Here is a 22,960-nt window from a genome sequence, read left to right as displayed (position 1 = left end):
GGCAGGAACGGGCGGAGCGGACGGAGCCGACTCAGTGCACGGTTCAGTGCACGTCGACGATGTGCTGCGTGCCGATGCGCTTGCGGAACACCCAGTACGTCCACGCCTGGTAGAGCAGGACGACCGGGGTCGCCACCGCCGCGCACCAGGTCATGATCTTCAGGGTGTACGGGCTCGACGAGGCGTTGGTGACCGTGAGGTTCCAGGCGGCGTTCAGCGAGGACGGCATGACGTTCGGGAACAGCGTCAGGAAGAGCATCGCGACGGCCGCCGCGATGGTGACGCCCGACAGGCCGAAGGCCCATCCCTCGCGGCCCGCGAAGTTGAAGCCGAGGGCCCCGACCAGCGCCAGTACCGCCACGATCATGGCGATCAGGCTCCAGCCGTCACCACGCGAGACCTGGGTCCAGATCAGGAAGGCGAGCGCCAGGACGGCGGTCACCACCCCGAGCCGCATGGCCAGCTTGCGCGAGCGGTCCCGGATGTCACCGACCGTCTTGAGCGAGGTGAACACCGCGCCGTGGAAGGTGAACAGGGTCAGGGTGACCAGGCCGCCGAGGATCGAGTAGACGTTGAGCAGGTCGAAGAAGTTTCCGACGTACTCCATGTCCTGGTCGATCTTCACTCCGCGCACGATGTTGGCGAAGGCCACGCCCCACAGGAACGCGGGGATCAGCGAGGTCCAGAAGATCGCGTGTTCCCAGTTGGTCTGCCACTTGTCCTCGGGCCGCTTGTGCCGGTACTCGAAGGCGACCCCGCGGATGATGAGGCAGATCAGGATGAGCAGGAGCGGCAGGTAGAAGCCGGAGAAGAGGGTGGCGTACCACTCCGGGAAGGCGGCGAAGGTCGCACCGCCGGCCGTGAGCAGCCAGACCTCGTTGCCGTCCCACACGGGCCCGATCGTATTGATCAGGACCCGCTTCTCCGTGCGGTTGCGGGCCAGCAGCTTGGTCAGGACGCCGACTCCGAAGTCGAAGCCCTCCAGGAAGAAGTAGCCGATCCACAGAACGGCGATGAGCACGAACCAGACGTCGTGAAGTTGCATGGTGTGGTCTCCTCAGCCTCAGTACGAGAAGGCCATCGGCCGGTCGGGGTTCTTGTCGTCCCCGCCGATCTTGGTCGGCGGGTTGAGGTCGGCCTCGGTGAGCTCGGGCGGTCCGGCCTTGACGTACTTCACGAGGAGCTTGACCTCGATCACGGCGAGCACGGCGTAGAGCAGCGTGAAGCCGATCATCGAGGTGAGCACCTCACCCTGGGAGACGTTCGGCGAGACCGCGTCCCTGGTGCGCAGGACCCCGTAGACCACCCAGGGCTGGCGGCCCATCTCGGTGAAGATCCAGCCCCAGGAGTTGGCGATCAGCGGGAAGCCCATGGTCCAGAGCGCGACGATCCAGTACCAGTTCGTGAACTTGGGGCTCAGCGCCTTCTTGAAGAGGACCAGGTGCGGGACCTCTTCCTCACCGGTGCGCAGCCCCGGCGGAAGCATGAACTTCTTGCGGGTCAGCCAGAGTCCCAGCATGCCGACGCCGAGCGAGGCCATGCCGAAGCCGATCATCCAGCGGAAGCCCCAGTAGGCGACGGGGATGTTGGGCCGGTAGTCACCGGGCCCGTACTTCTCCTGCTCGGCCTTGTTGACGTCGTTGATGCCCGGGACGAACGAGGTGAAGTCGTCGTTGGCCAGGAAGGACAGCAGGCCCGGGATCTCCAGGGCGACCGTGTTGTGGCCCTTTTCCACGTCGCCGTAGGCGAAGAGGGAGAAGGGAGCCGGCGCCTCGCCGTCCCAGAGCGCCTCGGCGGCGGCCATCTTCATCGGCTGCTGCTTGAACATCACCTTGCCGAGCAGGTCTCCGCTGATGGCGGTTCCCAGACCGGCGATGATCATGACGACCAGGCCGAGTCGCAGCGAGGTCCGCATGACGGGGATGTGCTTCTTGCGGGCGAGGTGGAAGGCCGCGATGCCGACCATGAACGCGCCGCCGACCAGGAAGGCCGCCGTCATGGTGTGGAAGAACTGGGTCAGCGCGGTGTTCTGCGTGAGCACCAGCCAGAAGTCGGTGAGCTCGGCCCGGCCGCGCTCGGGATTCATCCGGTAGCCGACCGGGTGCTGCATCCATGAGTTCGCCGCGAGGATGAAGTACGCGGACAGGATGGTGCCGATCGAGACCATCCAGATGCAGGCCAGGTGGATCTTCTTCGGCAGCTTGTCCCATCCGAAGATCCACAGGCCGATGAAGGTGGACTCGAAGAAGAAGGCGATGAGCGCCTCGAAGGCCAGCGGGGCTCCGAAGATGTCACCGACGAATCGCGAGTAGTCGGACCAGTTCATGCCGAACTGGAACTCCTGGACGATGCCGGTGACGACGCCCATCGCGATGTTGATCAGGAAGAGCTTGCCCCAGAACTTGGTGGCTTTGAGGTACTTCTCCTTTTCCGAACGCACCCAGGCGGTCTGCAAGATCGCGACGAGCGCGGCCAGAGAGATCGTCAAGGGAACGAAGAGGAAGTGATAGACGGTCGTAATACCGAACTGCCATCGCGCCAGGGTCTCTGGCGCCAAAGCTAGGTCCACGTCGTCGTCTCCTTCGTTTCGCCGTGGTCACAGCCGCAGTTTGCCTCTCGTATCCCACTCAATCCGGGAGGAAGCAGGACACGCTTGTGAACGCGTTCACATTCACAAGCATTATGTCGTACTGCTGTCGGCATCTTCGAGGGGGGTCCCCTCTAGCGAATAAATTCAACAGATTGTTGAATGCGAACCATGAAGATTCGATTCCTCTGGCCCGCCGGCCAGCTCACCGCAACGCTCGACGAGACCCCGACCGCCAAGGCGCTCGCCGACGCGCTCCCCATTTCCGCCTCCGCCAACACCTGGGGCGAGGAGGTCTACTTCGACACCGGCGTCTCCGTGGCGCTGGAGCACGACGCCCAGCAGGTCGTCGAGCCCGGCACGGTCGCGTTCTGGACCGAGGGCGACGCACTCGCGCTGCCCTACGGCCCCACCCCGATCTCCCGCGGGGGCGAGAGCCGCCTGGCGAGCCCGTGCAACGTCCTCGGCTCGTTCGACGGCGACCCCCGCCTGCTGGCCACCGTCCGCGACGGCGACCCCATCCGCGTGGAACTGGCCTGACCGGAGCCGGGCCGACCGGAGCCGGCCTGATCACCGCCGGTGCGACCGGCGCCGACCCGACCAGCTCCCGGGAGCTCTAGAGCTCCTTGAAGAACGCCTCGGCCGTGTGCAGGAAGAGGTCGTTCGCCTCGGGCTCGCCGATCGTGACCCGCAGGCCCTCGCCCGCGAAGGGCCGGACCACCACGCCGGCCTTCTCGCAGGCCGCCGCGAAGTCGGCGGTCCGCTCTCCGAGCCGCATCCACACGAAGTTGGCCTGCGTCTCGGGCACCACCGTCCAGCCCTGGGCCAGCAGCGTCCCGTAGACCCGGGCGCGCTCGCTCACCAGCGACCCGACGCGGCCCATCAGCTCGTCCTCGGCCCGCAGCGAGGCGACCGCCGCGTCCTGGGCGAGCTGGCTGACGCCGAAGGGCACCGCGGTCTTGCGCAGCGCCGCGGCCACCGGCTCGTGCGCCACCGCGAAGCCGACGCGCAGGCCCGCGAGCCCGTACGCCTTGGAGAACGTACGCAGCACGGCGACGTTGGGGCGGCTGCGGTAGAGCTCGATGCCGTCCGGGACCTCGACGTCGCGGACGAACTCCTTGTACGCCTCGTCGAGGACGATGAGGATGTCGGAGGGCACCCGGTCCAGGAACCGCTCCAGCTCCGCACGGCGGACCGCGGTGCCGGTGGGGTTGTTGGGGTTGCAGACGAAGATCAGGCGGGTCCGCTCGGTGATCGCCTCGAACATCGCGTCCAGGTCGTGCACGTCCCCCTCGGCCAGCGGAACCTGGACCGAGGTCGCACCCGAGATCTGAACGATGATCGGATAAGCCTCGAAAGACCGCCAGGCGTAGATGACCTCGTCGCCCGGACCCGCCGTCGACTGGATCAGCGACTGGGCGACGCCGACCGAGCCGGTGCCGGTGGCGATGTGCTCGACCGGAACCCCGAACCGCTCCGCGAGCTCGTTCACCAGGCCGGTGCACGCCATGTCCGGGTAGCGGTTGAACTGGCCGGCCGCCGCGACCGCGCTCTCCAGCACCCCAGGCAGGGGCGGGTACGGGTTCTCGTTCGAGGACAGCTTGAAAGCGACCGGACCGCCCGCTGCCGCGGGCTTTCCGGGCTTGTAGGTGGGGATGCCGTCCAGCTCGGCGCGCAGCTTCGGGCTCTTCTCGCTCACCGCAGGTCCTCCTCGACCGTCCCGTACGACGTCGCCGTCGACTCAATACTCCTCACCTTATGAGGATTCCGTCCATCCGAGAACGGCAGGCGCCTGGAATGCGGGAGAGCGCACGCATATATGCGTGCGCCGGTGGCCTGCGCCGTGGCGCGCGTCCCTCGTACAGGTGAGTTGAGTGGAGCCCGACAGCGCACCGTTTTGGCATGCACGGTCCCGACGACAAGGGCACCAGGCACCCTTTGCAACCAAAGGCCTTCATTTCCAAGGTCATTGGGGGTGGCGAACCATGCAGAATCGTGCCTGTCAACGGGTGCATATGCATCCGGACCGCTCTGCCCACCGAGCCCTACTATCGGCTCGCCATGACAGCAGCAGGGAAGCATCAGGTGAGCCGGACCGAGACCACCCGGCGGGCCGCCGGCCGACAGGGCCGGGCCGGCATCAGGGACGTGGCCGCTGCGGCGGGCGTCTCGATCACGACCGTCTCCGACGCCCTCAACGGGAAGGGACGGCTGCCGGACGCCACCCGCCGCCACGTTCGCGAGGTCGCAGACCGGCTGGGCTACCGCCCTTCCGCGGCGGCCCGCACCCTCCGTACCGGCAAGTCGGGCCTCATCGGCCTGACCGTGACGACCTACGGGGATGAACCTTTCACCTTCACCGAATTCGCGTACTTCGCCGAGATGGCCAGGGCCGCCACCTCCGCCGCGCTCGCTCGCGGCTACGCCCTCGTCATCCTCCCCGCCACCTCCCGACACGACGTCTGGTCCAACGTGGCCCTCGACGGCACCGTCGTCATCGACCCCTCCGACCACGATCCGGTCGTCACCGAACTGGTCCGCCAGGGTCTGCCCGTCGTCTCCGACGGACGCCCCGCCGGCTCACTCCCCGTCACCGCCTGGGTCGACAACGACCACGAGGCCGCCGTACTGGGCCTCCTCGACCACCTCGCCGCCGCCGGAGCCCGCCGCATCGGGCTGCTGACCGGCACCACCACCGACACCTACACCAGGCTCTCCACCACGGCCTACCTGCGCTGGTGCGAGCGCGTGGGCCAGGACCCCGTCTACGAGTCCTACCCCGCCCACGATCCGTGCGCCGGCGCCGTCGCCGCCGACCGGCTGCTCGCCCGGCCCGACCGGCCCGACGCCGTCTACGGTCTGTTCGACCCCAACGGCACCGACCTGCTCGCCGCCGCCCGGCGCTACGGCCTGCGCGTTCCCGAGGATCTGCTGCTCGTGTGCTGCAGCGAATCCACCGTGTACGCCAACACCGAACCGCCCATCACCACCCTGTCCCTCAAACCCCGCCGCATCGGCACCGCCGTCGTCCAGCTGCTCATCGACGCCATCGAGGGCGTCGACACGGGCGGACCCGTCGAACAGGTCATCCCGACCGAGCTGATCATCCGTACCTCGTCCCAGCGCAGGCAGCCCCGTACGACCGTCAGCCCGCCCCGATCCCCGGCACAGGACTGACCACCACGCCGGCCCAACGGCGGGGCCCGGAGCCCCGCCGAGGATTTCAGCAACACCGATATCGGGAGAAACCGGCAGGAAGGACCAGCTCCGCCCAGGATTCACCACCCCTGGTGCGTCACAGAGCGCGAGCTGCATTCCTATGATGGGCGCACGACATCACGGACCCTCCGCCCAAGAGGCGGGCGGGTCCGCAGGTGTACGGCAGCGCGACGGTGGTGGAGGGGTCGATGACTCAGGGGGCCGGTCAGGGACCCGCGGTGCGGACGGACACCGAGCGGGACTTCCGGTTGCCGGTCGCCGAACCCGCCTCGCATACCGTCCCCCCGGGGGCCGCAGCAGCCGGAAGGGGCGGCCCCGCGGGGCTCGGGGCGGACGCCCCCGTCTACGGCGAGTACCCCGCGTACTACGCCGCGGGCCCGGCACCCGTCCCCGCGCAGCACGGATACGGCCACGAAGCCCCGTACGGTGCCGTCGGCGCCCTCGGTGAGCCCGGCCGTCCGATGGGCCACGTCCCCGAGGACAGCGACCCCGAGGGGTACACCCCGACGCAGCGCGACCTCCCCGTCATCGGGCGCGGCGCCCTCGGCGGCCCCGGCGACACCGTCCAGATCCAGTACGTTCCCCAAGAGACCCCCGGCGAGGGCCCCGGACCGCTCTACGTCGTCGGCGACGTCCACGGCTACATCGACGAACTCGTCGCCGAACTGCAGCTCCAGGGGCTCATCGACGCCGACCGCAACTGGTCCGCCGGCAACGCCCGGCTCTGGTTCCTCGGCGACTTCACCGACCGCGGCCCCGACGGCATCGGGGTCATCGACCTCGTCATGCGGCTCTCCGCCGAAGCCGCCGCCGCGGGCGGCTACTGCAAGGCCCTCATGGGCAACCACGAGCTGCTGCTCATCGGCGCCAAGCGGTTCGGGGACACCCCCGTCGTCTCCGGCGCCGGCACCGCCACCTTCCAGGCCGCCTGGCTCCTCAACGGCGGCCAGCGCACCGACATGGACCGGCTTCAGGACGTCCACCTCCAGTGGATGTCCCGGCTGGACGCGGCGGTCCTGGTGGAGGACCACCTGCTCCTCCACTCCGACACCACCGCCTACCTCGACTACGGCGACTCCGTCGAGGACGTCAACGACACCATCCACGAACTGCTCAACCGCAACGACGCCGACATCACCTGGGACCTCTTCCGCAAATTCACCAAGCGCTTCGCCTTCCGCGACGAGGAGACCGGCCCCCAGGCCGTACGCGAGCTCATCGGCACCTACGGCGGCAGTCGCGTCGTGCACGGCCACAGCCCCATCCCGTACCTGCTGGGCGAGGTGGGCACCGAGGACGGCGACGGGGCACACGGTCCCGAGGCCGTCGTCGGCCCCCACGTCTACGCGGAAGGCCTGGCCATCGCCATGGACGGCGGCGTGACGATGGCGGGCAAACTACTCGTCGTGCAACTCCCGCTGAACGACTGAGGCTTCCCGGAGCTGGGTATTTCCGGAAAGCCCCTGTCAACGTACGGCGTGGGCGCTCTACCATCGCTCTATCCGTAGCAGGCTCTCCTCCGTTTGTGCCGGCGCCCCGTTCTACGCGGGCATACCGGTCTCTACGGAGCATCGGGGGATGCACATGACCAGCGCTCCGCACCTGCTCACCGAAGACCGACCGGAGTTCGATCGGCTCCTCGACGAGGCGCTGCGCACAGCGAACGACCGGCCCGAACTCGCCGCCCTCGGCGAACGGTTGAATGCCGAACAGCTGCGCACGATGGCCATGGGGGCCACCTCGCTGCTGACGGCCGCGGCCGCAGCCGAGTACGACCATTACGTGAAGGTCCGCAAAGAGCGGCAGGACGAGATCCTGTCCACCCCCGGTTCGACGGGGGAGGAGGACGACGGGCAGGGCGGTGGCGCGGGCGTCAGCGCCGTGGTCGCGGTCCTCGCGCCGGTCCTGGCCGGCACCGCCATGCTGATCTTCCTGCTGGTGGGCTACATCCTGAAGATGATCGAACCCGAACCGGCCTTCGCCGACACGATGCTGACGGCGGGCTGGCTCTTCGGCGGGCTGACCGCCGCGGCACTGCTCTTCGCCGTGATCGGGCTGCTCGTCACGGCCGTCCGCAACAGTTCCACCGAGGTGGCCGCGGACGAGACCGAGACAGTGCCCGACGAGGTGTCGCGGGCCCGGGAGGCCTGGCGCAACGCCCTCCTGGAGCGGGGCATCGTGCCGTTCCTCCGGGACGCGCTGGCCGATCCCAGCGCGGGGGCCGGCTTCCCGGCCCCCCGAAAGCCGGGAGCCGGGCGCATCCCCAATCTGGGATACACCCGGCCCGATTTCACCAGTCCGGGAGCCCCGGCTGAGGGGCCCCGTCCCGGTTACTCCTCTCCGGACTTCACCAGCCCGGACTTCGGCGGCCCGGAAACCGAGCCGGGGTGACGGCTACTGACCGCTCGGCGCGCCGGAGGAGGCCAGGTCGCCCTTCCACTCGATGCCCTTGCTGCGGAGTCCGAGCATCGGGTTCGGAGCCGGCAGAAGCTGGGTCCAGGCCTCGTCCCAGATGAAGTTCGCGCCGTTCACGTCGCCGTGTGTCTGGTACACCTGGCCGTTCGTGGTCAGCACCTTGATGTACGCGTTATTGCCCTGGGCCGCGATGGAGATGCCGCAGGCACGTCCAACGGGGAAGCCCGGGTTGTCGTCGGCGTCGCTGATGTTCTGCCAGACCGGCACGCCGCCCGGCACGGATGCCCGTCCCGCGTACGCGATCCCACCGGTGAGGGCGGCGTGGAAGTCCTCGGTGTTCGAGGGCGAGTAGCTGTCGATGTCGTTGCACGGCCCGGTGGCACCGGTGGCGCCGGTCGCGCCGGTGGCGCCGGTCGCGCCCGTCGCGCCGGTGGCGCCGGTGGCACCCGTCGCGCCAGTGGCACCCGTCGCGCCCGGGTAGCCTCGCGGCCCGGTCGGGCCCGTCGCACCGGTCGCGCCCCGGGGCCCGGTCGGGCCCGTCGCACCCTTGGGTCCCTTGGGTCCGCGCGGGCCCCGCGGGCCCACCTTGCAGTCGTCGCCGTGAGCCGCCGACGGCGCACCCGCTCTCTGGTGCTGGGACTGGCAGTGGTCCGGGCTCCCGGACGCCTCGGCCAGCGCGACCGCCGGGGACGCCAGACCCCCCAGCACCAGCGCCACCGAGGCCAGCGTGCCTCCCGTCAGCCAGCCGGCCCGTCGGGGCAAGGGCCCCAGGTAGGTACGGGCCTTGTTCTCAGAACTCATGTACCGCTCCTCGCAGACATCGGATCGAATCGACCTGCGAAGTCCGGAAGTACGACCGGGCTCCGCGGGCAATCCTGAGGACCCCGACCCCGCGAGCCCGACCGGCGCGCCCATGAGTCAGCGGAACGGCGCAGCCCACACCGCCACTTGGCGGCCTGCTACACGGCCACACGGGTCTGCGCAGCCAGAGCCTGCGGCCATGGGCCATGTTTCACGTGAAACACCCGTCTCTGTTTCACGTGAAACATGGGAGCGTCCATCCGCCTAAGCCGCGGACCGGTCTGCCAGTGCCCGCCTCCGCTGCGCGACATCCGCCAGCGCCTGCGAACGCCAGGCGCCGTCCGGGTGGTACAGATTCCGGCCCGGCTCCACGATCTCGTCGATCCGGTCGAGAGCCGTGTCATCGAGGACCAGCCCGGCGCCCTTCACCAGTGATTCCAGCTGCTCCATGGTCCGCGGCCCGATGATCACGGAGGTGACGGCGGGATGCGCCAGCGGGAAGGCCACCGCCAGCTCGGGCAGCGTGCAGCCGATGGAGTCGGCGAGCTCCACCAGCTGCTCCACGGCCTCCAGCTTCGCGACATTGCCCGGAATCGTGGGGTCGAAGCGGGCGGGAGTCAGCGCCGCACGCCCCGAGGTCATGTCGATGGCGCTGCCGAGCCGGTACTTCCCGCTCAGGAATCCGGACGCGAGCGGGCTCCAGGTCAGGACACCCATCCCGTACCTCCGGGCCACCGGCAGCACACTGCTCTCGATCCCGCGCGCGAGGATCGAGTACGGCGGCTGCTCGGTCCGGAACCTCGGCAGAGCCCGCCGTTCGGCGACGTGGTGCGCTTCGACGATCTCCTCGGCCGGGAAGGTGGAACAGCCGAAAGCCCGTATCTTGCCGGCCCGGACCAGATCCCCGAGGACGGACAGGGTCTCCTCGACGTCCGTGCCGTGATCGGGCCGGTGCACCTGGTAGAGGTCGATCCAGTCCGTGTCCAGTCGGCGGAGACTGTCCTCGACGGCACGCACGATCCAGCGCCGGGAGTTCCCGCTGCGGTTGCGGCCCTCGCCCATCTGGAAGTGCACCTTGGTCGCGAGCACGACGTCGTCCCGCCGGCCCTTGAGGGCCTTCCCCACGATCGTCTCGGACTCCCCGGCCGAGTACATGTCCGCGGTGTCCACGAAGTTGATCCCGTGATCGAGCGCGGCGTGGATGATCCGCGCGCACTCCTCGTGATCCGGATTGCCCACCGCGCCGAACATCATCGTGCCGAGGCAGTGCGTGCTGACCTCGATGCCGGTCCCACCCAGAATTCGGTATCGCATGCTCATGGGCCCGCACTGTAGAAGCTGGAGCGCACTCCAGCGCAAGCACACGAACGCCGGGCCGCTCCCTCAGGAGCGGCCCGGCGCTTGGGTTCACCGGTGGGTCATGCTGCTGCTGTCAGGGGCGGTGCTTGTTGCCCTTGTCGACTGTGTGCTTGGGCTTGGCAGCCGGCTTCTTCGCAGCCTGGTGCTTGACGGCAGGCTTCTTGGCGGGCGGGCTCTTGAAGGGCTGGCTCTTGGTGACCACGTTCGTCGGGGGAGCGCTCGTGGGGCCGGGGACAACCTGGGTCCACGGGTGCGTAGCCATCGGCGTCCCGCAGTCCAGGGACGGTGTCATGTTGTTGACCGAGCAGAAGGTCTCGAAGACCCGCCCGTCGATGGTCGCGATCTCGATGTTGGCCCCGTTCGAGTGTTCATCGACGGCGATGCCGCACGCAAGCCCGGTGGGATAGCCCGGGTTCCGCGCGGCGATGGTCAGGTTGTGCCAGTCGAAGTTCGTCGGGTTCGGCTGGATCCCCCGGATTCCGACGTACGCGACCCCGTTGATCATTACCGCCTTGATCTCGCGGTTGGCGGCGGGCTTGTAGTTGGCGATGGCGTTGCACCCCCCGGTCGCACCGGTCGCACCGGTCGCACCCGTCGGACCTGTCGGACCCGTCGGGCCGGTCGGGCCGGTCGCGCCCGTGGCACCGTCCGCACCCGTGGCACCCGTGGCACCCGTGGCGCCGGTCGCACCATCGGCACCCGTGGCGCCGGTCGCACCATCGGCACCGGTCGCGCCCGTCGCACCATCAGCACCGGTCGCGCCCGTCGCACCATCCGCACCAGTCGGGCCGGTTGCACCCGTGGCGCCCGTGGCCCCGTCAGCACCAGTCGCGCCCGTCGCACCGTCAGCGCCCGTGGCACCGTCAGCACCGGTCGCGCCCGTGGCACCGTCAGCGCCCGTGGCGCCGGTCGCACCATCAGCACCGGTCGCGCCCGTGGCACCGTCAGCGCCCGTCGCACCATCAGCACCAGTCGGGCCGGTCGGGCCGGTCGGGCCGGTCGGGCCGGTCGGGCCGGTCGCACCGTCAGCACCCGTAGCGCCGTCAGCACCCGTGGCGCCGGTCGCCCCCGTGGCCCCGTCAGCACCGGTCGCACCCGTGGCACCGGTCGCGCCGGTCGCACCGGTCGCACCCGTCGCACCCGCGGGACCGGTCGGCCCAGTCGGCCCAGTCGGGCCTACGGGCGGGCACCCGTGGTCGCGCCCGTGGTGGGGGTCGCGCCCCTCGTCGTCTCCCCAGTCGCCGCGGCCGTCGTGGTCGCCGCGCCCGTCGTGGTGGTCGCGCCCGTCGTGGTGGTCGCGCCCGTCGTCGTCTCCCCGGCCACCGTGCCCGTCGTCGTCCCCGCCTCCGCGGTTCCTGTCGCGCGGTGGCCCGTCGTGCGGCTCGCAGTCATCGCCTCCGCCGCCGCCCGACGGGGCCGTGGCTCTCACCGCCGCGACCGCCGGATTGACCGCCGCGATGACGGGGGTGGCCATGCCCATGAGTACGAGGGACAGCGAGGCCAGGGCACCTCCCGCGATCCAGGCGCGGTTGCGGGGGACAGGACCGAGTTTGACCTTGGTCTGGTGCTCACGACTCATGTGCAGCGCTCCTTCGGAACGGAATGCGAGCCGGAACGGGTAGCGCTCCGGCTGCGAGTTCGAACGTCCTTGGGGCTTACGGACGGATGTGCCGGGATCTTGAGGTGCCGGGGATATTTATCAGCAGATCGGCCGATCAGGCCCCCTCTAACGGCTGCGCCGACGGCCACCGGGGGGTAGCGCCACCGGCGTGCCGCCCACCCATCGGCAGCCGTACTCCCTAACGTCGCCCGCGATCCGTCCGACGAGAGGGTGCTGCGGTGAGGCCGACCATCTGCCTGAACATGATCGTCAAGAACGAGGCCCCGACCATCCGGAAGTGCCTGGAGTCGGTCCGCCCCCTGATCGACACCTGGGTGATCGTGGACACGGGCTCCACCGACGGCACCCAGGACGTCATCCGGGACTGTCTCGCCGACCTGCCCGGCACGCTCCACGACCGGCCGTGGAAGGGGTTCGACGGCAGCCGCACCGAGGCGATCGAACTGGCCCGCGCCGGCGCCGACTACCTGCTGTTCATCGACGGCGACGACGAAATGCAGATCGAGCCCGGGTTCCGGATGCCGGACCTGACGCTCGACGCGTACCAGGTCGCGCTGCACGACGGTCCGATCGTCCACTGGCGGCCGGCGCTGGTCTCCACCCGGCTGCCCTGGCGGTACGTGGGCGTGCTCCACGAGTACATCGAATCCGGAACCGAGTACAGCCGCGACGTGATCGAGGGCTTCAACATCCTCTCCATCGGCGGCGGGGCCCGCCTCCGGGAAGAAGGCCAGCGGGCGAAGTACCTGCGCGATGCGGAAGTCCTCACCGAAGGCCTCGCCAAAGAGCCCGACAACACCCGCTACGCGTTCTACCTGGCCCAGAGCTGGCGCGACGCGGGAGAACCCGAGAAGTCCCTCGCCGCCTACGACCACCGGGTGGCCATGGGCGGCTGGGCCGAAGAGACCTACTGCGCGCAGCTCTACGCCGCGAGGCTCGCGGTCACTCTCGAGAGGCCGTCGGCCGAGGTGATGGACCGCTACCTCCGCGCACACGAGAGCCGTCCCTCACGCGCGGAGGCCCTCGGTGACCTCGCCCGCCTCTGCCGCCTCGAAAGCCGCTGGCCCCTCGCCTACCTGTTCGCCCGGCAGGCGGTACGGGTGCCGCACCCGGACGACATCCTCTTCGTCGAGTTCGCCTGGCACGACTGGCGCGCACTCGACGAGCTCGCGGTGGCCGCCTACTGGACCGGGGAGTACCAGGAGTCGTCGGACTGCTGCGAACGCCTGCTCCAGGAAGGCAAACTGCCCGGCGACCAGCAGGACCGGATCCTCGCGAACCTCGAGTTCGCGCGCCGCAAGCTGGGCGTGGGATCCCGGGCATTCGCCTGACCGTCCGCCCTTTTCACGCCCCCGTCAGCTGGACACCCGGAGAGCTCCCATGACCGTCACTGCCGCGGCCCACGCCGCTTCACCGCTGCTCGACCTGGTGCGGCCGACCCGTCCGACCCACGTGGTCGACGTGGGCGCCAACCCGATCGACGGAGACCCGCCGTACCGGAGCATGCTGGAGGCGGGCCTGTGCAGGGTGACCGGATTCGAGCCCCAGCCCGATGCCCTGGACACCCTGCGACGCCGCAAGGGTCCGTACGAGACCTACCTGCCCGACGCCCTCGGCGACGGCGGCACCCACACGCTCTTCGTAGCCACCAGCTCCGGGATGACCAGCCTCTTCCGCCCCGACACGAACAGGCTGGGGCTCTTCAACGGCTTCAGCGAGTGGGGCCGGATCCGCGAGGAGATCCCCGTCTCCACCCGGCGACTGGACGACGTCGAAGCGGTCGGCACCTTCGACCTGCTGAAGATCGACATCCAGGGGGCCGAGCTGATGGTCTTCCAAGGCGCGCGGAGAAAACTGGCCGAGGCCGTGGCCGTGCACACGGAGGTCTCCTTCGTCCCGCTGTACGAGGACCAGCCCGTGTTCGGCGACGTGGACCAGGAGCTGCGCGGCCAGGGATTCATCCCGCACGCCTTCGCGGCGATCAAGCGCTGGCCGATCGCCCCCGTGGTCTTCGGCGGTGACTTCCGCGTGGCCCGGCACCAGCTCCTCGAAGCCGATGTCGTGTACGTGCGCGACTTCGGACACCCCGAGTCCATGACCGACGAGCAGCTCAGGCAGCTGGCCCTGGTCGCCCACCACGTCTACGACTCGACCGACCTCGCCTACCACTGCCTCGCCCAGCTGAGCATGCGGGGTCTCGCCGATCCCGACGCACCGAACCGCTACCTCGCCGCCCTGGGCTGACACGACGTACGCAACGGCGGCCCGCGACTCCCCCCTCGGTGTCGCGGGCCGTCCGTATGTACCGGGGCCTGGGTCAGTCGGCCAGCGGCAGGTACACGCGGTTGCCCGCGGCCGCGAACTCGGCGGACTTCTCGGCCATGCCCGCCTCGATCTCCTCGGCGCCCAGGTCGCCGCCGTGCTGGCGGCGGATGTCCTGGGAGATCTTCATCGAGCAGAACTTCGGACCGCACATGGAGCAGAAGTGCGCGGTCTTGGCCGGCTCGGCCGGGAGGGTCTCGTCGTGGAACTCACGGGCCGTGTCCGGGTCGAGGGCCAGGTTGAACTGGTCCTCCCAGCGGAACTCGAACCGCGCGTCCGACAGGGCGTCGTCCCATTCCTGGGCGCCCGGGTGCCCCTTGGCCAGGTCCGCCGCGTGGGCCGCGATCTTGTACGTGATGACACCGGTCTTCACGTCGTCGCGGTTCGGCAGGCCCAGGTGCTCCTTGGGCGTGACGTAGCAGAGCATCGCGGTGCCCCACCAGGCGATCATCGCGGCGCCGATGCCCGAGGTGATGTGGTCGTACGCGGGCGCGACGTCGGTGGTCAGCGGGCCGAGCGTGTAGAACGGCGCCTCCTCGCAGATCTCCTGCTGAAGGTCGATGTTCTCCTTGATCTTGTGCATCGGGACGTGCCCGGGGCCCTCGATCATCGTCTGCACGTTGTACCGCTTGGCGATCGTGTTCAGCTCGCCCAGCGTCTTCAGCTCCGCGAACTGCGCCGCGTCGTTGGCGTCCGCGATGGAACCGGGGCGCAGACCGTCACCGAGGGAGTACGTGACGTCGTACGCCGCGAGGATCTCGCAGAGCTCCTCGAAGTTCGTGTAGAGGAAGTTCTCCTTGTGGTGCGCCAGGCACCAGGCGGCCATGATCGAACCGCCGCGCGAGACGATGCCGGTCTTGCGGCGCGCGGTCAGCGGCACGTACGACAGCAGCACGCCGGCGTGGACCGTCATGTAGTCGACGCCCTGCTCGGCCTGCTCGATGACCGTGTCCTTGTAGATCTCCCAGGTCAGGTCCTCGGCGCGGCCGTCGACCTTCTCCAGCGCCTGGTACAGCGGCACGGTGCCGATCGGCACGGGAGAGTTGCGCAGCACCCACTCGCGGGTGGTGTGGATGTTGCGGCCGGTCGAGAGGTCCATGACCGTGTCGGCGCCCCACTTGGTCGCCCAGGTCATCTTGTCCACCTCCTCCTCGATCGAGGAGGTGACGGCGGAGTTGCCGATGTTGGCGTTGACCTTCACCAGGAACCGCTTGCCGATGATCATCGGCTCGATCTCGGGGTGGTTCACATTGACCGGCATGACCGCGCGACCTGCGGCGATCTCCTCGCGGACGACCTCGGGGGAGACGTTCTCGCGGATCGCGACGTACTCCATCTCCGGGGTGATCTCGCCCCGGCGGGCGTACGCGAGCTGCGTGACCGCGGCGCCGCCGCGACCACGGCGGGGCTGGCGCGGACGGCCCGGGAAGACCGCGTCGAGGTTCTTGAGGCCACCGCGCGGCGAGGTGTGCTTGATGCCGTCGTCCTCGGGGCGCACGGGGCGGCCCGCGTACTCCTCGGTGTCGCCGCGGCTGATGATCCAGTTCTCGCGCAGCGGCGGCAGTCCGCGGCGCACGTCGGTCTCGACCTGCGGGTCGGTGTACGGCCCGGACGTGTCGTAGAGCGTGACGTCCTTGCCGTTGGTGAGGTGGACCTGGCGAACCGGCACCCGGATGTCGGGGCGGGAGCCCGCCACGTATCCCTTGTGCCAGCCGGGCTGGCGCTCGGTCTGGCCGTCGGCGTCCTGGCTGACGGCAGGCGTGCGTGCGTCCTGAATGGTCATGAGACCTAATCTCCCTACGCCGGCATTACCCGGTAACAGGTTCGGCGGTCGACGCAGCCTCCTCCCGTACGCATATTCGAATGCGAACGGTGATCAGCGCCCTCTCAGCCCGGTGCTCCGAGCTCCCGCGTTGTGCAAAGTAGCCCCCACGCTAGCGTCATGTGTGGCGTGCTGAACAGTGGGCCCCCTCATCTGTTGCGATGATCAGTCAGTGACGTCCTCGCCGCAGCCCCCCACCGAGCCCACGGATCCCGCTGGTCACGCCGACCACCCCGGCCACGCGCATGCGCACCCCGGTGACTCGCCCGACCGCTCCGCCGGGCACTCCCATGGCCATTCGCACAGCCATGGCCCGGCGGCCCCCGTCTCGAAGCACCTGCGCAAGGTGATCGCGGCCGTTCTGATCCCCTTCGCCACCGCCGTCGTGATCGGCATGGCGGTGCTCTGGCCCGGTGGCGCGCCGGGCCACGAACGCACCGGGGTCGGCTTCGACCGGCAGACCCAGGAGGCCACGGTCGTCGCGCTCCAACACGTCGACTGCAAATCCGTGAACGCCGCGCAGGTGCCGGCCACCGGCGACACCTCCACCCCCGAGGGACGCGAGGCCCTCGCCTCGCAGACCGGCGAGTGCAAGAAGGCCACCATCAGGGTGGGCAGCGGCCCCGACAAGGGCCGCGAGTTCATCGAGATCGTCCAGCCGGGCGCTCCACGACAGTTGACGGACGGCCAGGACGTGGTGGTCGCCTACGCTCCGGACGCGCCCCGGGACCTCCAGTACTCCGTGATCGACGTGAACCGCAAGCTGCCGATGGCCCTCCTCGCGGGCATCTTCGCCCTCGCGGTCGTCCTCGTCGGGCGGATGCGCGGGCTGTTCGCGCTCATCGCCCTCGCCGTCAGCTTCGCGGTGCTGACCCTCTTCATCCTCCCGGCGATCCTGCAGGGGTCGAACCCGCTGGTCGTGGCCGTGGTCGGAGCCAGCGCGATCATGCTGATCGCGCTCTACATGTGCCACGGGCTGACGGCCCGCACCTCGGTCGCGGTCCTCGGCACCATCATCTCGCTGCTGCTGATCGGCCTGCTGGGCTCGCTGTTCATCGACTGGGCATTCCTCAGCGGCAACACCGACGACAACACCGGGCTGATCCACGGGCTCTACCCGAACATCGACATGAGCGGTTTGCTGCTTGCGGGTGTCATCATCGGATCGCTCGGCGTACTCGACGACGTGACCGTCACTCAGACCTCGGCGGTCTGGGAACTCCACCAGGCAGACCCGTCGATGGGCCCCCGCGGGCTCTATCGTGCGGGCATCCGCATCGGGCGCGACCACATCGCGTCGGTGGTGAACACCCTGGTACTGGCGTACGCGGGCGCGGCGTTGCCCCTGCTCCTCTTGTTCTCGATCGCGAACAGCAGCATGGGTTCGGTGGCCAACAGCGAGCTGGTCGCGGAAGAGATCGTACGGACCCTCGTGGGCTCGATCGGACTGGTCGCCTCGGTACCCGTGACGACGGCGCTGGCCGCGCTGGTGGTGTCCGCCGACCGCGCGGAATCCCCGGCGGCCACAGCGGCCTCGGGGCCGCTCCGCGGCGGCCGGGGTCGGCGACGCAAGCGCTGAAAGGCGGACCGGCGGGCGCGACTGGTCAGTTCGCGCGCACGGCCGGCCGTGAGGAACGGCAGGGTGGAGCACTCAGCGCGTCGGCACGCTGAGCCGTGGTGCATGAATCCGGTGATGCAGGTGATGCAGGTGCTGTGGTTGATGCAGGTGGTGCGGTGATGCCGTGATGGGTGCCGGCGCGCCCTGGTCAGCGGATGTCCGGCCGGGCTTCGGTCAGCCCGCGTTCTGCTCGTTCTGCTGCGACTCCGCGAGGATCTTGTCGAGCGCCTCGTCGAGGTTCTCCTCGAAGTCACCGAGGTTGCGCTCCTGGCCGAGCGGAACGATCCGGTCGGTGCGGTCGAGGAAGGCCACGAGTGGCGCCGCGCTCGCACGGAAGAGTGCCCGGTCTGCACCTACTTGCAGCCGGATGTGGACATCGGACAGTTCCTCCGGATCGGTCGGGGCGATGTGGACATCACCGTCACCGCACGGCTTGTTGATGCCGTCCAGAAGGAGCTCCCGGCCGAACGCCCAGGTCACGGGCGCATCTCCGGGAAGGTGGAAGGTCAGACGGACTGCGTAGGGGTCACGAGCGTCGTACCGGAGTTCCACCGGGATCCGGAACGAGAGCTCCTCGGAAACGAGGAAACTCATCATGACCTCTGCCTGTACCGACTCGCGCATTGCCTACCCCGCTGTAGTGGAAGTGGCCAGGAATGATCCCCCAAGGCCCTCTTGACAAGAGTGGTGTAAGCGCTTGCAGATCACAAGGAGTGAGTTTTCAGATACTGATAGAGAACGAGAGGGTGCTCAACAGCGCGCCTACTTCACTCCGTAGCCGATCGACCGCATACAGCAATCGACTTTCCTGGTGCAGAGGGAGAGAAATCGCCATGGTCGCGGCGGTGTCGCCGGCCGTGATGGGGATGGCCGCGCACACCGTGCCCAGGGCGTATTCCTGCCGTTCGGCCACCGGCTGCATCCGCTCCATGGAGCCGATCCGCTGCTCCAGAGCCCGCAGATCCCGCACGGTGTAGGGGGTGATGGCCTCGACCGGGTGACGGTCGTAGTAGTCCTTGCGCGCCTTCTCGTCGAGCTGGCCGAGCAGGCACTGCCCGATGGCGTGCGCGTGGCCGGTCTCGCGGAAATCGGCCCACTCTTCGCAGGCCGGGTTCGCCGGGGTGTCCGAGACACCCACGACCTCGATTTCACCCTCGCGGTAGACCGCGAAGTAGACGGGGGCCCCGACCGCGTCGCGGAAGTGCGCGAGGGAGTCGAGGATCATGCTGCGACGTTTCTGCTGAAGTCCGCCACCGGCCAGACGGCCCGCGGCGTCCCCCAGGACGAAGACCCCGCTCTCGCGTCGCAGATAGCCCTCGTGGGTCAGGGTGCGCAGCAGGTGGTACGCGGTGGGAAGCGGGAGCCCGGCCTCGCGCGCCAGTTGTTTCGCCGGGGCTCCCTCGCTATGGGAACCCACCGCTTCGAGCAGCCTCAGCGCGCGCTGCACCGAACCGATCAGAGTCGGCACACCGGCATTGTGAACCGAAGACAAAGCTCACCCCCAGGCGTGGCGGCAGGCCTTGGGGGGGCCCGCCCTGCGGGGGCCGCCCCCGCGTGTGCCGTGACTCCTGGGGGTCGTGCTCGGTGGCTGTACCAAAGAACCGCAGGTCAGAGCGGTAGTACCGGCGTTCGGTGCCCAGGGAACGGCACAGATTGCCACTCTATCCGCCGATTCCCGGGCTGTGAGCGGTTTAGCGCTTCACGTTCCCTCAGCTGGGTTAATCCCACTGTGACCCTGGTTGCGCCAGTTCTACCACTCTCCGGCGGAGGACTTCGACTCGGAGCCCTTGAACTTCCTGACGACGAAGATCAGGCCTCCGACGAGGGCCACGAGGAGCAGGGCCTTGAAGAGGAAGCCGATCAGCGCACCGATGATGCTGGTGATCACACCACCGAAGACGAACAGCACCAGCAGCGGGACGGCGACCCACTTGACCCACCACGGCATGCCCTCGAATATCCCTCGGATGCCTTCCATGTCCTCGACCTCTTCTTCCTAGTCCGTCTGGTCCGGTGAACTCCTGCTCTCGATGCTAGGAGGCCACGGCCCCGGGCGGGGGCCCGCGAGCCCTCGTAGTCCCCTGATCCGACCCCTAGGGGGACAGGGCTCCGGACCCTAAGCCCCGGGTCCGTTCACCCTTCCGGCGGAGAGAAGACGACCATCACCTTCAGGTTCTCGGTGATGTGGTGGAACTTGTGCGGCACCCCGGCCGGCACGTAGACCACGCTCCCGTTGGCGACCATCGTCGTCTCCTCCCCGACGGTGATCGAGGCCCGGCCGCTGACGACGAAGTACACCTCGTCCTGGCCGTGCGGCTGTTGGGGATCGTTCTGCCCGGCGTCCAGCGCGTAGAGGCCGACCGACATGTTCCGCTCGCGCAGGAACTGCAGGTAGGCACCCTGGTTCGCGGCCCGCTCGGCCTCGAGCTCGTCCAGCCGGAAGGCCTTCATCTTCTTCTTACCCCTTGTGCTCTTGTGCTCTCGCGTCCGGCAAGCATCCGCGGATCAGCTGATGTTCCACCGGGACCTTCTCTGCAACGATCAGACACATGACGAATTTCGTAGTCAAGACCCTCGCCAACGCGGCAGCCCTGGGCGTCGCCATCTGGCTCGTCTCGGGCATCACGCTGGCCGACGACAGCAGCAAGGGCCACCAAGCGCTCTCCCTGATCTTGGTCGCGCTGATCTTCGGCCTGGTCAACCTCATCGTCAAGCCTGTGGTGAAGCTGCTCTCGCTGCCCCTCTTCGTCCTCACCCTCGGCCTCTTCACCATCGTGGTGAACGCGGCGATGCTGCTGCTGACCTCATGGCTGGCCAAGCAGTTCGACCTCAGCTTCCACGTCAACGACTTCTTCTGGTCGGCCATCGTCGGCGCCCTGATCATCTCCATCGTCTCCTGGGCCCTGAACATGGTCCTGCCCGACAAGAACTGAAGCCGGGCGCCCATGTACCGCGTGTGCTTCGTCTGCACCGGCAACATCTGCCGCTCGCCCATGGCCGAGTCGGTCTTCCGCTCCCACGTGGCCGACGCCGGGCTCTCGGGCCTGGTCGAGGTCGACAGCGCCGGCACCGGCGGCTGGCACGAGGGGGACGGGGCCGACCCGCGCACCGAAGCCGTCCTGGAGGCCGCCGGGTACGAGCCGGGCCACCGGGCCCGGCAGTTCCGGGCCTCCTGGTTCGCCGGCCTCGACCTCGTCATCGCGCTCGACGCCGGGCACCTGCGCGACCTCAGGGCGCTCGCCCCCACCCCTGAGGACGCGGCCAAGGTCCGGCTGCTGCGGTCCTACGACCCGGCGGCCTCCGCCGGGCAGACCGACGTACCGGACCCCTACTACGGCCCCCTCGACGGATTCGAGGAGTGCCTGCACCTGGTCGAGGCGGCGAGCCCCGGCCTGCTGGCCGCCGTAAGCGAAGCCGTGAAGGAGCACACCCGATGAACGCCCCCGATGCCGTGCCTGCGCCGTCCGAGCGGCTCGGCGACGGCACCGTCGCCGTCCGCGCCGGTCTGCCGGAGCCCGTCAAGAACGAGCCGCCGCTGCCCGGCCCCGTCTTCGCCGCCCACTTCCACCTACCCGGCGACGTCGAGGGCCCCTACGCCTACGGCCGCGACACCAACCCCACCTGGACCCTGCTGGAGCGGGCCATCGGGGAGCTGGAGGCCCCCGGCCTGGACGGGGTGGACACGGTCGTCTTCGCCTCCGGCATGGCCGCGGTGTCCGCCGTCCTGCTCTCCCAGGCACGCGCCGGCGACACCGTCGTCCTGCCCGACGACGGCTACCAGGTGCTGCCCCTCGTACGGGAACAGCTGGAGGCGTACGGGGTCCACGTGCGCACCGCCCCCACCGGCGAGGACGCCCAGCTCACGGTGCTCGACGGAGCCCGGCTGCTGTGGCTGGAGACCCCGTCCAACCCGGGGCTCGACGTCTGCGACGTACGACGCCTCGTGGACGCGGCGCACGCCGGCGGGACCCTCGTCGCCGTCGACAACACCCTCGCCACCCCGCTCGGACAGCGCCCCCTCGAACTGGGCGCCGACTTCTCGGTGGCCAGCGGCACCAAGGGCCTGACCGGCCACGGCGACCTGCTGCTCGGCTACGTCGTCTGCCGCAATGCCGAGCTCGCCGCGGGCATCCGCCGCTGGCGCAAGGTGGTCGGCGCGATCCCCGGCCCCATGGAGGCCTGGCTCGCCCACCGGTCCCTGTCCACCATCCAGCTGCGCGCCCAGCGCCAGTGGGCCAACGCCCTCGCCGTCGCCGAGGCCCTCGCCGACCGCGCCGACGTGACCGGGTTGCGGTACCCGGGCCTGCCGGCGGACCCGTCTCACAAGACGGCCGCACGGCAGATGCGGGGCTTCGGCTCCGTGGTCTCCTTCACCCTGCCCGACCGCACGCACGCGGAACGGTTCATGGCCGCCCTGCGGCTCGTCGAGGACGCCACCAGTTTCGGCGGGGTGCGCTCCACCGCCGAGCGCCGCCGACGGTGGGGCGGCGACAACGTTCCGGAGGGCTTCATCCGCTTCTCCGCGGGGGCCGAGGACACCGAGGACCTGGTCACGGACGTGCTGCGGGCACTCGACCTGGCGGCCTCGAAGAGCTGACCACCTGCCGGAAGGCGGTCCGAGCACGCCGTCCAGCGGCTCGGACCGCCCGGAGCCCCGCCCGGCGGGTTTCACCGGCACGCGTTTCAGAAGCGGAAGTCTGGGCCACTCTTCTCCCATGACCGAACGTCCAGTGGTCAAACGCACCGCCCGCGCGATCCTGCTCGACGGTGACGACCTGATCCTCATCAAGCGGACCAAACCCGGCGTCGACTCCTACTGGCTCACCCCCGGCGGGGGCGTGGAGCCCTCGGACCTGACCGTCGTCGACGCCCTCCACCGAGAACTCCACGAGGAGCTCGGCGCGAAGATCACCGATGTCGTGCCCTGCTTCGTCGACACCGTCGAGCACATCGCCGATGGGGGAGTGACCGGCGTCAAGGTGCAGCACTTCTTCGTCTGCCATCTCGAATCCATGGACCCCAGTCAGCGGCACGGCCCCGAGATCGACGAGCCGGAGGGCGAGTACGAGATCGTCCGCGTGCCCTTCAGCCGCGTCGGCATCGCCGCGGTGCATCTCGTCCCGCTGTCCCTGCGCCACTACCTCGACGGCAACATCGAGGGCGTGCGCGCGATGCACGCCCCCGACCTGGGCTGAC

Annotated in this window: 22 protein-coding genes and 1 riboswitch; of the genes, 11 read left to right on the top strand and 11 right to left on the bottom strand. The window is 69.2% G+C overall.

What is annotated here, in order from left to right:
• Window positions 1–43: 43 nt before the first annotated feature.
• Together cydB and OG276_RS18625 are read right to left on the bottom strand one after the other, a co-directional pair.
• On the bottom strand, window positions 44–1,045 hold the full coding sequence (cydB, locus tag OG276_RS18630; RefSeq protein WP_266906930.1) for a cytochrome d ubiquinol oxidase subunit II: 1,002 nt from the start codon (window positions 1,043–1,045) through the stop codon (window positions 44–46).
• An 18-nt stretch (window positions 1,046–1,063) separates the two neighbouring features.
• A complete protein-coding gene (locus OG276_RS18625) occupies window positions 1,064–2,569 on the bottom strand; it encodes a cytochrome ubiquinol oxidase subunit I (RefSeq protein ID WP_266906928.1) in 1,506 nt (501 codons plus the stop codon).
• Window positions 2,570–2,758: 189 nt separating this feature from the next.
• On the opposite strand from OG276_RS18625, the gene OG276_RS18620 reads away from it, so the two are divergent.
• Window positions 2,759–3,127, top strand: a complete 369-nt coding sequence (locus OG276_RS18620; protein WP_243331197.1) for a cyclophilin-like fold protein — start codon at window positions 2,759–2,761, stop codon at window positions 3,125–3,127.
• Between the two features lie 76 nt (window positions 3,128–3,203).
• Here the strand turns inward: OG276_RS18620 and hisC are convergent, their stop codons facing one another.
• The gene (gene hisC, locus OG276_RS18615) at window positions 3,204–4,286 is read right to left on the bottom strand and encodes a histidinol-phosphate transaminase (protein WP_266906925.1); all 1,083 of its coding nucleotides are present in this window, start codon (window positions 4,284–4,286) and stop codon (window positions 3,204–3,206) included.
• A gap of 362 nt (window positions 4,287–4,648) precedes the next feature.
• On the opposite strand from hisC, the gene OG276_RS18610 reads away from it, so the two are divergent.
• From OG276_RS18610 to OG276_RS18600, 3 genes are all read left to right on the top strand, one after another.
• Window positions 4,649–5,764, top strand: coding sequence for a LacI family DNA-binding transcriptional regulator (locus OG276_RS18610; RefSeq protein ID WP_214954921.1), 1,116 nt, complete (start codon window positions 4,649–4,651; stop codon window positions 5,762–5,764).
• Window positions 5,765–5,979: 215 nt separating this feature from the next.
• A complete protein-coding gene (locus tag OG276_RS18605) occupies window positions 5,980–7,236 on the top strand; it encodes a metallophosphoesterase (RefSeq protein ID WP_266912912.1) in 1,257 nt (418 codons plus the stop codon).
• 148 nt (window positions 7,237–7,384) lie between these two features.
• Window positions 7,385–8,197, top strand: a complete 813-nt coding sequence (locus tag OG276_RS18600) for a hypothetical protein (RefSeq protein ID WP_266906923.1) — start codon at window positions 7,385–7,387, stop codon at window positions 8,195–8,197.
• A 3-nt stretch (window positions 8,198–8,200) separates the two neighbouring features.
• On the opposite strand, the gene OG276_RS18595 is transcribed toward OG276_RS18600, so the two are convergent.
• The 3 genes from OG276_RS18595 to OG276_RS18585 form a co-directional block, all read right to left on the bottom strand.
• Window positions 8,201–9,022, bottom strand: coding sequence for a hypothetical protein (locus tag OG276_RS18595; RefSeq protein ID WP_266906921.1), 822 nt, complete (start codon window positions 9,020–9,022; stop codon window positions 8,201–8,203).
• Between the two features lie 264 nt (window positions 9,023–9,286).
• Window positions 9,287–10,336 carry an aldo/keto reductase gene (locus OG276_RS18590; protein WP_266912910.1) on the bottom strand — a complete coding sequence of 350 codons (1,050 nt, stop codon included), beginning with the start codon at window positions 10,334–10,336 and terminating at the stop codon, window positions 9,287–9,289.
• Between the two features lie 118 nt (window positions 10,337–10,454).
• The gene (locus OG276_RS18585; RefSeq protein WP_266906919.1) at window positions 10,455–11,960 is read right to left on the bottom strand and encodes a hypothetical protein; all 1,506 of its coding nucleotides are present in this window, start codon (window positions 11,958–11,960) and stop codon (window positions 10,455–10,457) included.
• A gap of 260 nt (window positions 11,961–12,220) precedes the next feature.
• On the opposite strand from OG276_RS18585, the gene OG276_RS18580 reads away from it, so the two are divergent.
• Both OG276_RS18580 and OG276_RS18575 read left to right on the top strand, forming a co-directional pair.
• On the top strand, window positions 12,221–13,333 hold the full coding sequence (locus tag OG276_RS18580; protein WP_266906917.1) for a glycosyltransferase: 1,113 nt from the start codon (window positions 12,221–12,223) through the stop codon (window positions 13,331–13,333).
• Between the two features lie 49 nt (window positions 13,334–13,382).
• Window positions 13,383–14,246, top strand: a complete 864-nt coding sequence (locus OG276_RS18575) for an FkbM family methyltransferase (RefSeq protein ID WP_266906915.1) — start codon at window positions 13,383–13,385, stop codon at window positions 14,244–14,246.
• 73 nt (window positions 14,247–14,319) lie between these two features.
• Here OG276_RS18575 and thiC read toward each other — a convergent pair whose 3' ends face one another.
• A complete protein-coding gene (thiC, locus tag OG276_RS18570) occupies window positions 14,320–16,107 on the bottom strand; it encodes a phosphomethylpyrimidine synthase ThiC (protein WP_266906913.1) in 1,788 nt (595 codons plus the stop codon).
• Window positions 16,102–16,246: riboswitch (TPP riboswitch) on the bottom strand. It overlaps the preceding gene by 6 nt.
• Before the next feature lie 72 nt (window positions 16,247–16,318).
• Between thiC and OG276_RS18565 the strand changes: the two genes are divergently transcribed.
• Window positions 16,319–17,725: a YibE/F family protein gene (locus tag OG276_RS18565; RefSeq protein WP_266906911.1), complete on the top strand. Its 1,407-nt coding sequence runs from the start codon at window positions 16,319–16,321 to the stop codon at window positions 17,723–17,725.
• 213 nt (window positions 17,726–17,938) lie between these two features.
• Here OG276_RS18565 and OG276_RS18560 read toward each other — a convergent pair whose 3' ends face one another.
• The 4 genes from OG276_RS18560 to OG276_RS18545 form a co-directional block, all read right to left on the bottom strand.
• Window positions 17,939–18,388: an SsgA family sporulation/cell division regulator gene (locus tag OG276_RS18560; protein WP_243331178.1), complete on the bottom strand. Its 450-nt coding sequence runs from the start codon at window positions 18,386–18,388 to the stop codon at window positions 17,939–17,941.
• 97 nt (window positions 18,389–18,485) lie between these two features.
• Window positions 18,486–19,223 (bottom strand): helix-turn-helix domain-containing protein, encoded by a 738-nt coding sequence (locus OG276_RS18555; RefSeq protein WP_323182410.1) that lies wholly within the window; start codon window positions 19,221–19,223, stop codon window positions 18,486–18,488.
• 291 nt (window positions 19,224–19,514) lie between these two features.
• Entirely contained in the window at window positions 19,515–19,742 is a 228-nt protein-coding gene (locus OG276_RS18550) for a DUF5326 family protein (protein ID WP_266906907.1), read from the bottom strand.
• Between the two features lie 155 nt (window positions 19,743–19,897).
• Complete coding sequence (locus tag OG276_RS18545; protein WP_266906905.1) at window positions 19,898–20,215, bottom strand: cupin domain-containing protein; 318 nt, start codon at window positions 20,213–20,215, stop codon at window positions 19,898–19,900.
• A 98-nt stretch (window positions 20,216–20,313) separates the two neighbouring features.
• Here OG276_RS18545 and OG276_RS18540 point away from each other — a divergent pair, with 98 nt between their 5' ends.
• The 4 genes from OG276_RS18540 to OG276_RS18525 all read left to right on the top strand — a co-directional run bounded on the left by OG276_RS18540 (window position 20,314) and on the right by OG276_RS18525 (window position 22,959).
• The gene (locus OG276_RS18540; RefSeq protein WP_266906903.1) at window positions 20,314–20,697 is read left to right on the top strand and encodes a phage holin family protein; all 384 of its coding nucleotides are present in this window, start codon (window positions 20,314–20,316) and stop codon (window positions 20,695–20,697) included.
• Between the two features lie 12 nt (window positions 20,698–20,709).
• Window positions 20,710–21,201: a low molecular weight protein-tyrosine-phosphatase gene (locus tag OG276_RS18535; protein WP_266906901.1), complete on the top strand. Its 492-nt coding sequence runs from the start codon at window positions 20,710–20,712 to the stop codon at window positions 21,199–21,201.
• Entirely contained in the window at window positions 21,198–22,361 is a 1,164-nt protein-coding gene (locus OG276_RS18530; RefSeq protein ID WP_266906899.1) for a cystathionine gamma-lyase, read from the top strand. The genes OG276_RS18535 and OG276_RS18530 overlap by 4 nt, the downstream gene beginning before the upstream one ends.
• A gap of 118 nt (window positions 22,362–22,479) precedes the next feature.
• Entirely contained in the window at window positions 22,480–22,959 is a 480-nt protein-coding gene (locus OG276_RS18525) for an NUDIX domain-containing protein (RefSeq protein ID WP_266906897.1), read from the top strand.
• Window position 22,960: the final 1 nt, after the last annotated feature.

The organism is Streptomyces sp. NBC_00086 (assembly GCF_026343255.1).
In the GTDB taxonomy this organism is placed as follows: Bacteria; Actinomycetota; Actinomycetes; order Streptomycetales; family Streptomycetaceae; genus Streptomyces.
Note: the sequence above shows the minus strand (reverse complement) of the source record. Positions and strands in the feature narration are given on the sequence as shown.

Coding starts and splice junctions, on each gene's coding strand:
- cydB (WP_266906930.1), bottom strand. CDS start 1,045: ATGCAACTTCACGACGTCTGGTTCGTGCTCATCGCCGTTCTGTGGATC.
- OG276_RS18620 (WP_243331197.1), top strand. CDS start 2,759: ATGAAGATTCGATTCCTCTGGCCCGCCGGCCAGCTCACCGCAACGCTC.
- OG276_RS18610 (WP_214954921.1), top strand. CDS start 4,649: ATGACAGCAGCAGGGAAGCATCAGGTGAGCCGGACCGAGACCACCCGG.
- OG276_RS18600 (WP_266906923.1), top strand. CDS start 7,385: ATGCACATGACCAGCGCTCCGCACCTGCTCACCGAAGACCGACCGGAG.
- OG276_RS18595 (WP_266906921.1), bottom strand. CDS start 9,022: ATGAGTTCTGAGAACAAGGCCCGTACCTACCTGGGGCCCTTGCCCCGA.
- OG276_RS18590 (WP_266912910.1), bottom strand. CDS start 10,336: ATGCGATACCGAATTCTGGGTGGGACCGGCATCGAGGTCAGCACGCAC.
- OG276_RS18585 (WP_266906919.1), bottom strand. CDS start 11,960: ATGAGTCGTGAGCACCAGACCAAGGTCAAACTCGGTCCTGTCCCCCGC.
- OG276_RS18575 (WP_266906915.1), top strand. CDS start 13,383: ATGACCGTCACTGCCGCGGCCCACGCCGCTTCACCGCTGCTCGACCTG.
- thiC (WP_266906913.1), bottom strand. CDS start 16,107: ATGACCATTCAGGACGCACGCACGCCTGCCGTCAGCCAGGACGCCGAC.
- OG276_RS18560 (WP_243331178.1), bottom strand. CDS start 18,388: ATGCGCGAGTCGGTACAGGCAGAGGTCATGATGAGTTTCCTCGTTTCC.
- OG276_RS18550 (WP_266906907.1), bottom strand. CDS start 19,742: ATGGAAGGCATCCGAGGGATATTCGAGGGCATGCCGTGGTGGGTCAAG.
- OG276_RS18545 (WP_266906905.1), bottom strand. CDS start 20,215: ATGAAGGCCTTCCGGCTGGACGAGCTCGAGGCCGAGCGGGCCGCGAAC.
- OG276_RS18540 (WP_266906903.1), top strand. CDS start 20,314: ATGACGAATTTCGTAGTCAAGACCCTCGCCAACGCGGCAGCCCTGGGC.
- OG276_RS18535 (WP_266906901.1), top strand. CDS start 20,710: ATGTACCGCGTGTGCTTCGTCTGCACCGGCAACATCTGCCGCTCGCCC.
- OG276_RS18530 (WP_266906899.1), top strand. CDS start 21,198: ATGAACGCCCCCGATGCCGTGCCTGCGCCGTCCGAGCGGCTCGGCGAC.
- OG276_RS18525 (WP_266906897.1), top strand. CDS start 22,480: ATGACCGAACGTCCAGTGGTCAAACGCACCGCCCGCGCGATCCTGCTC.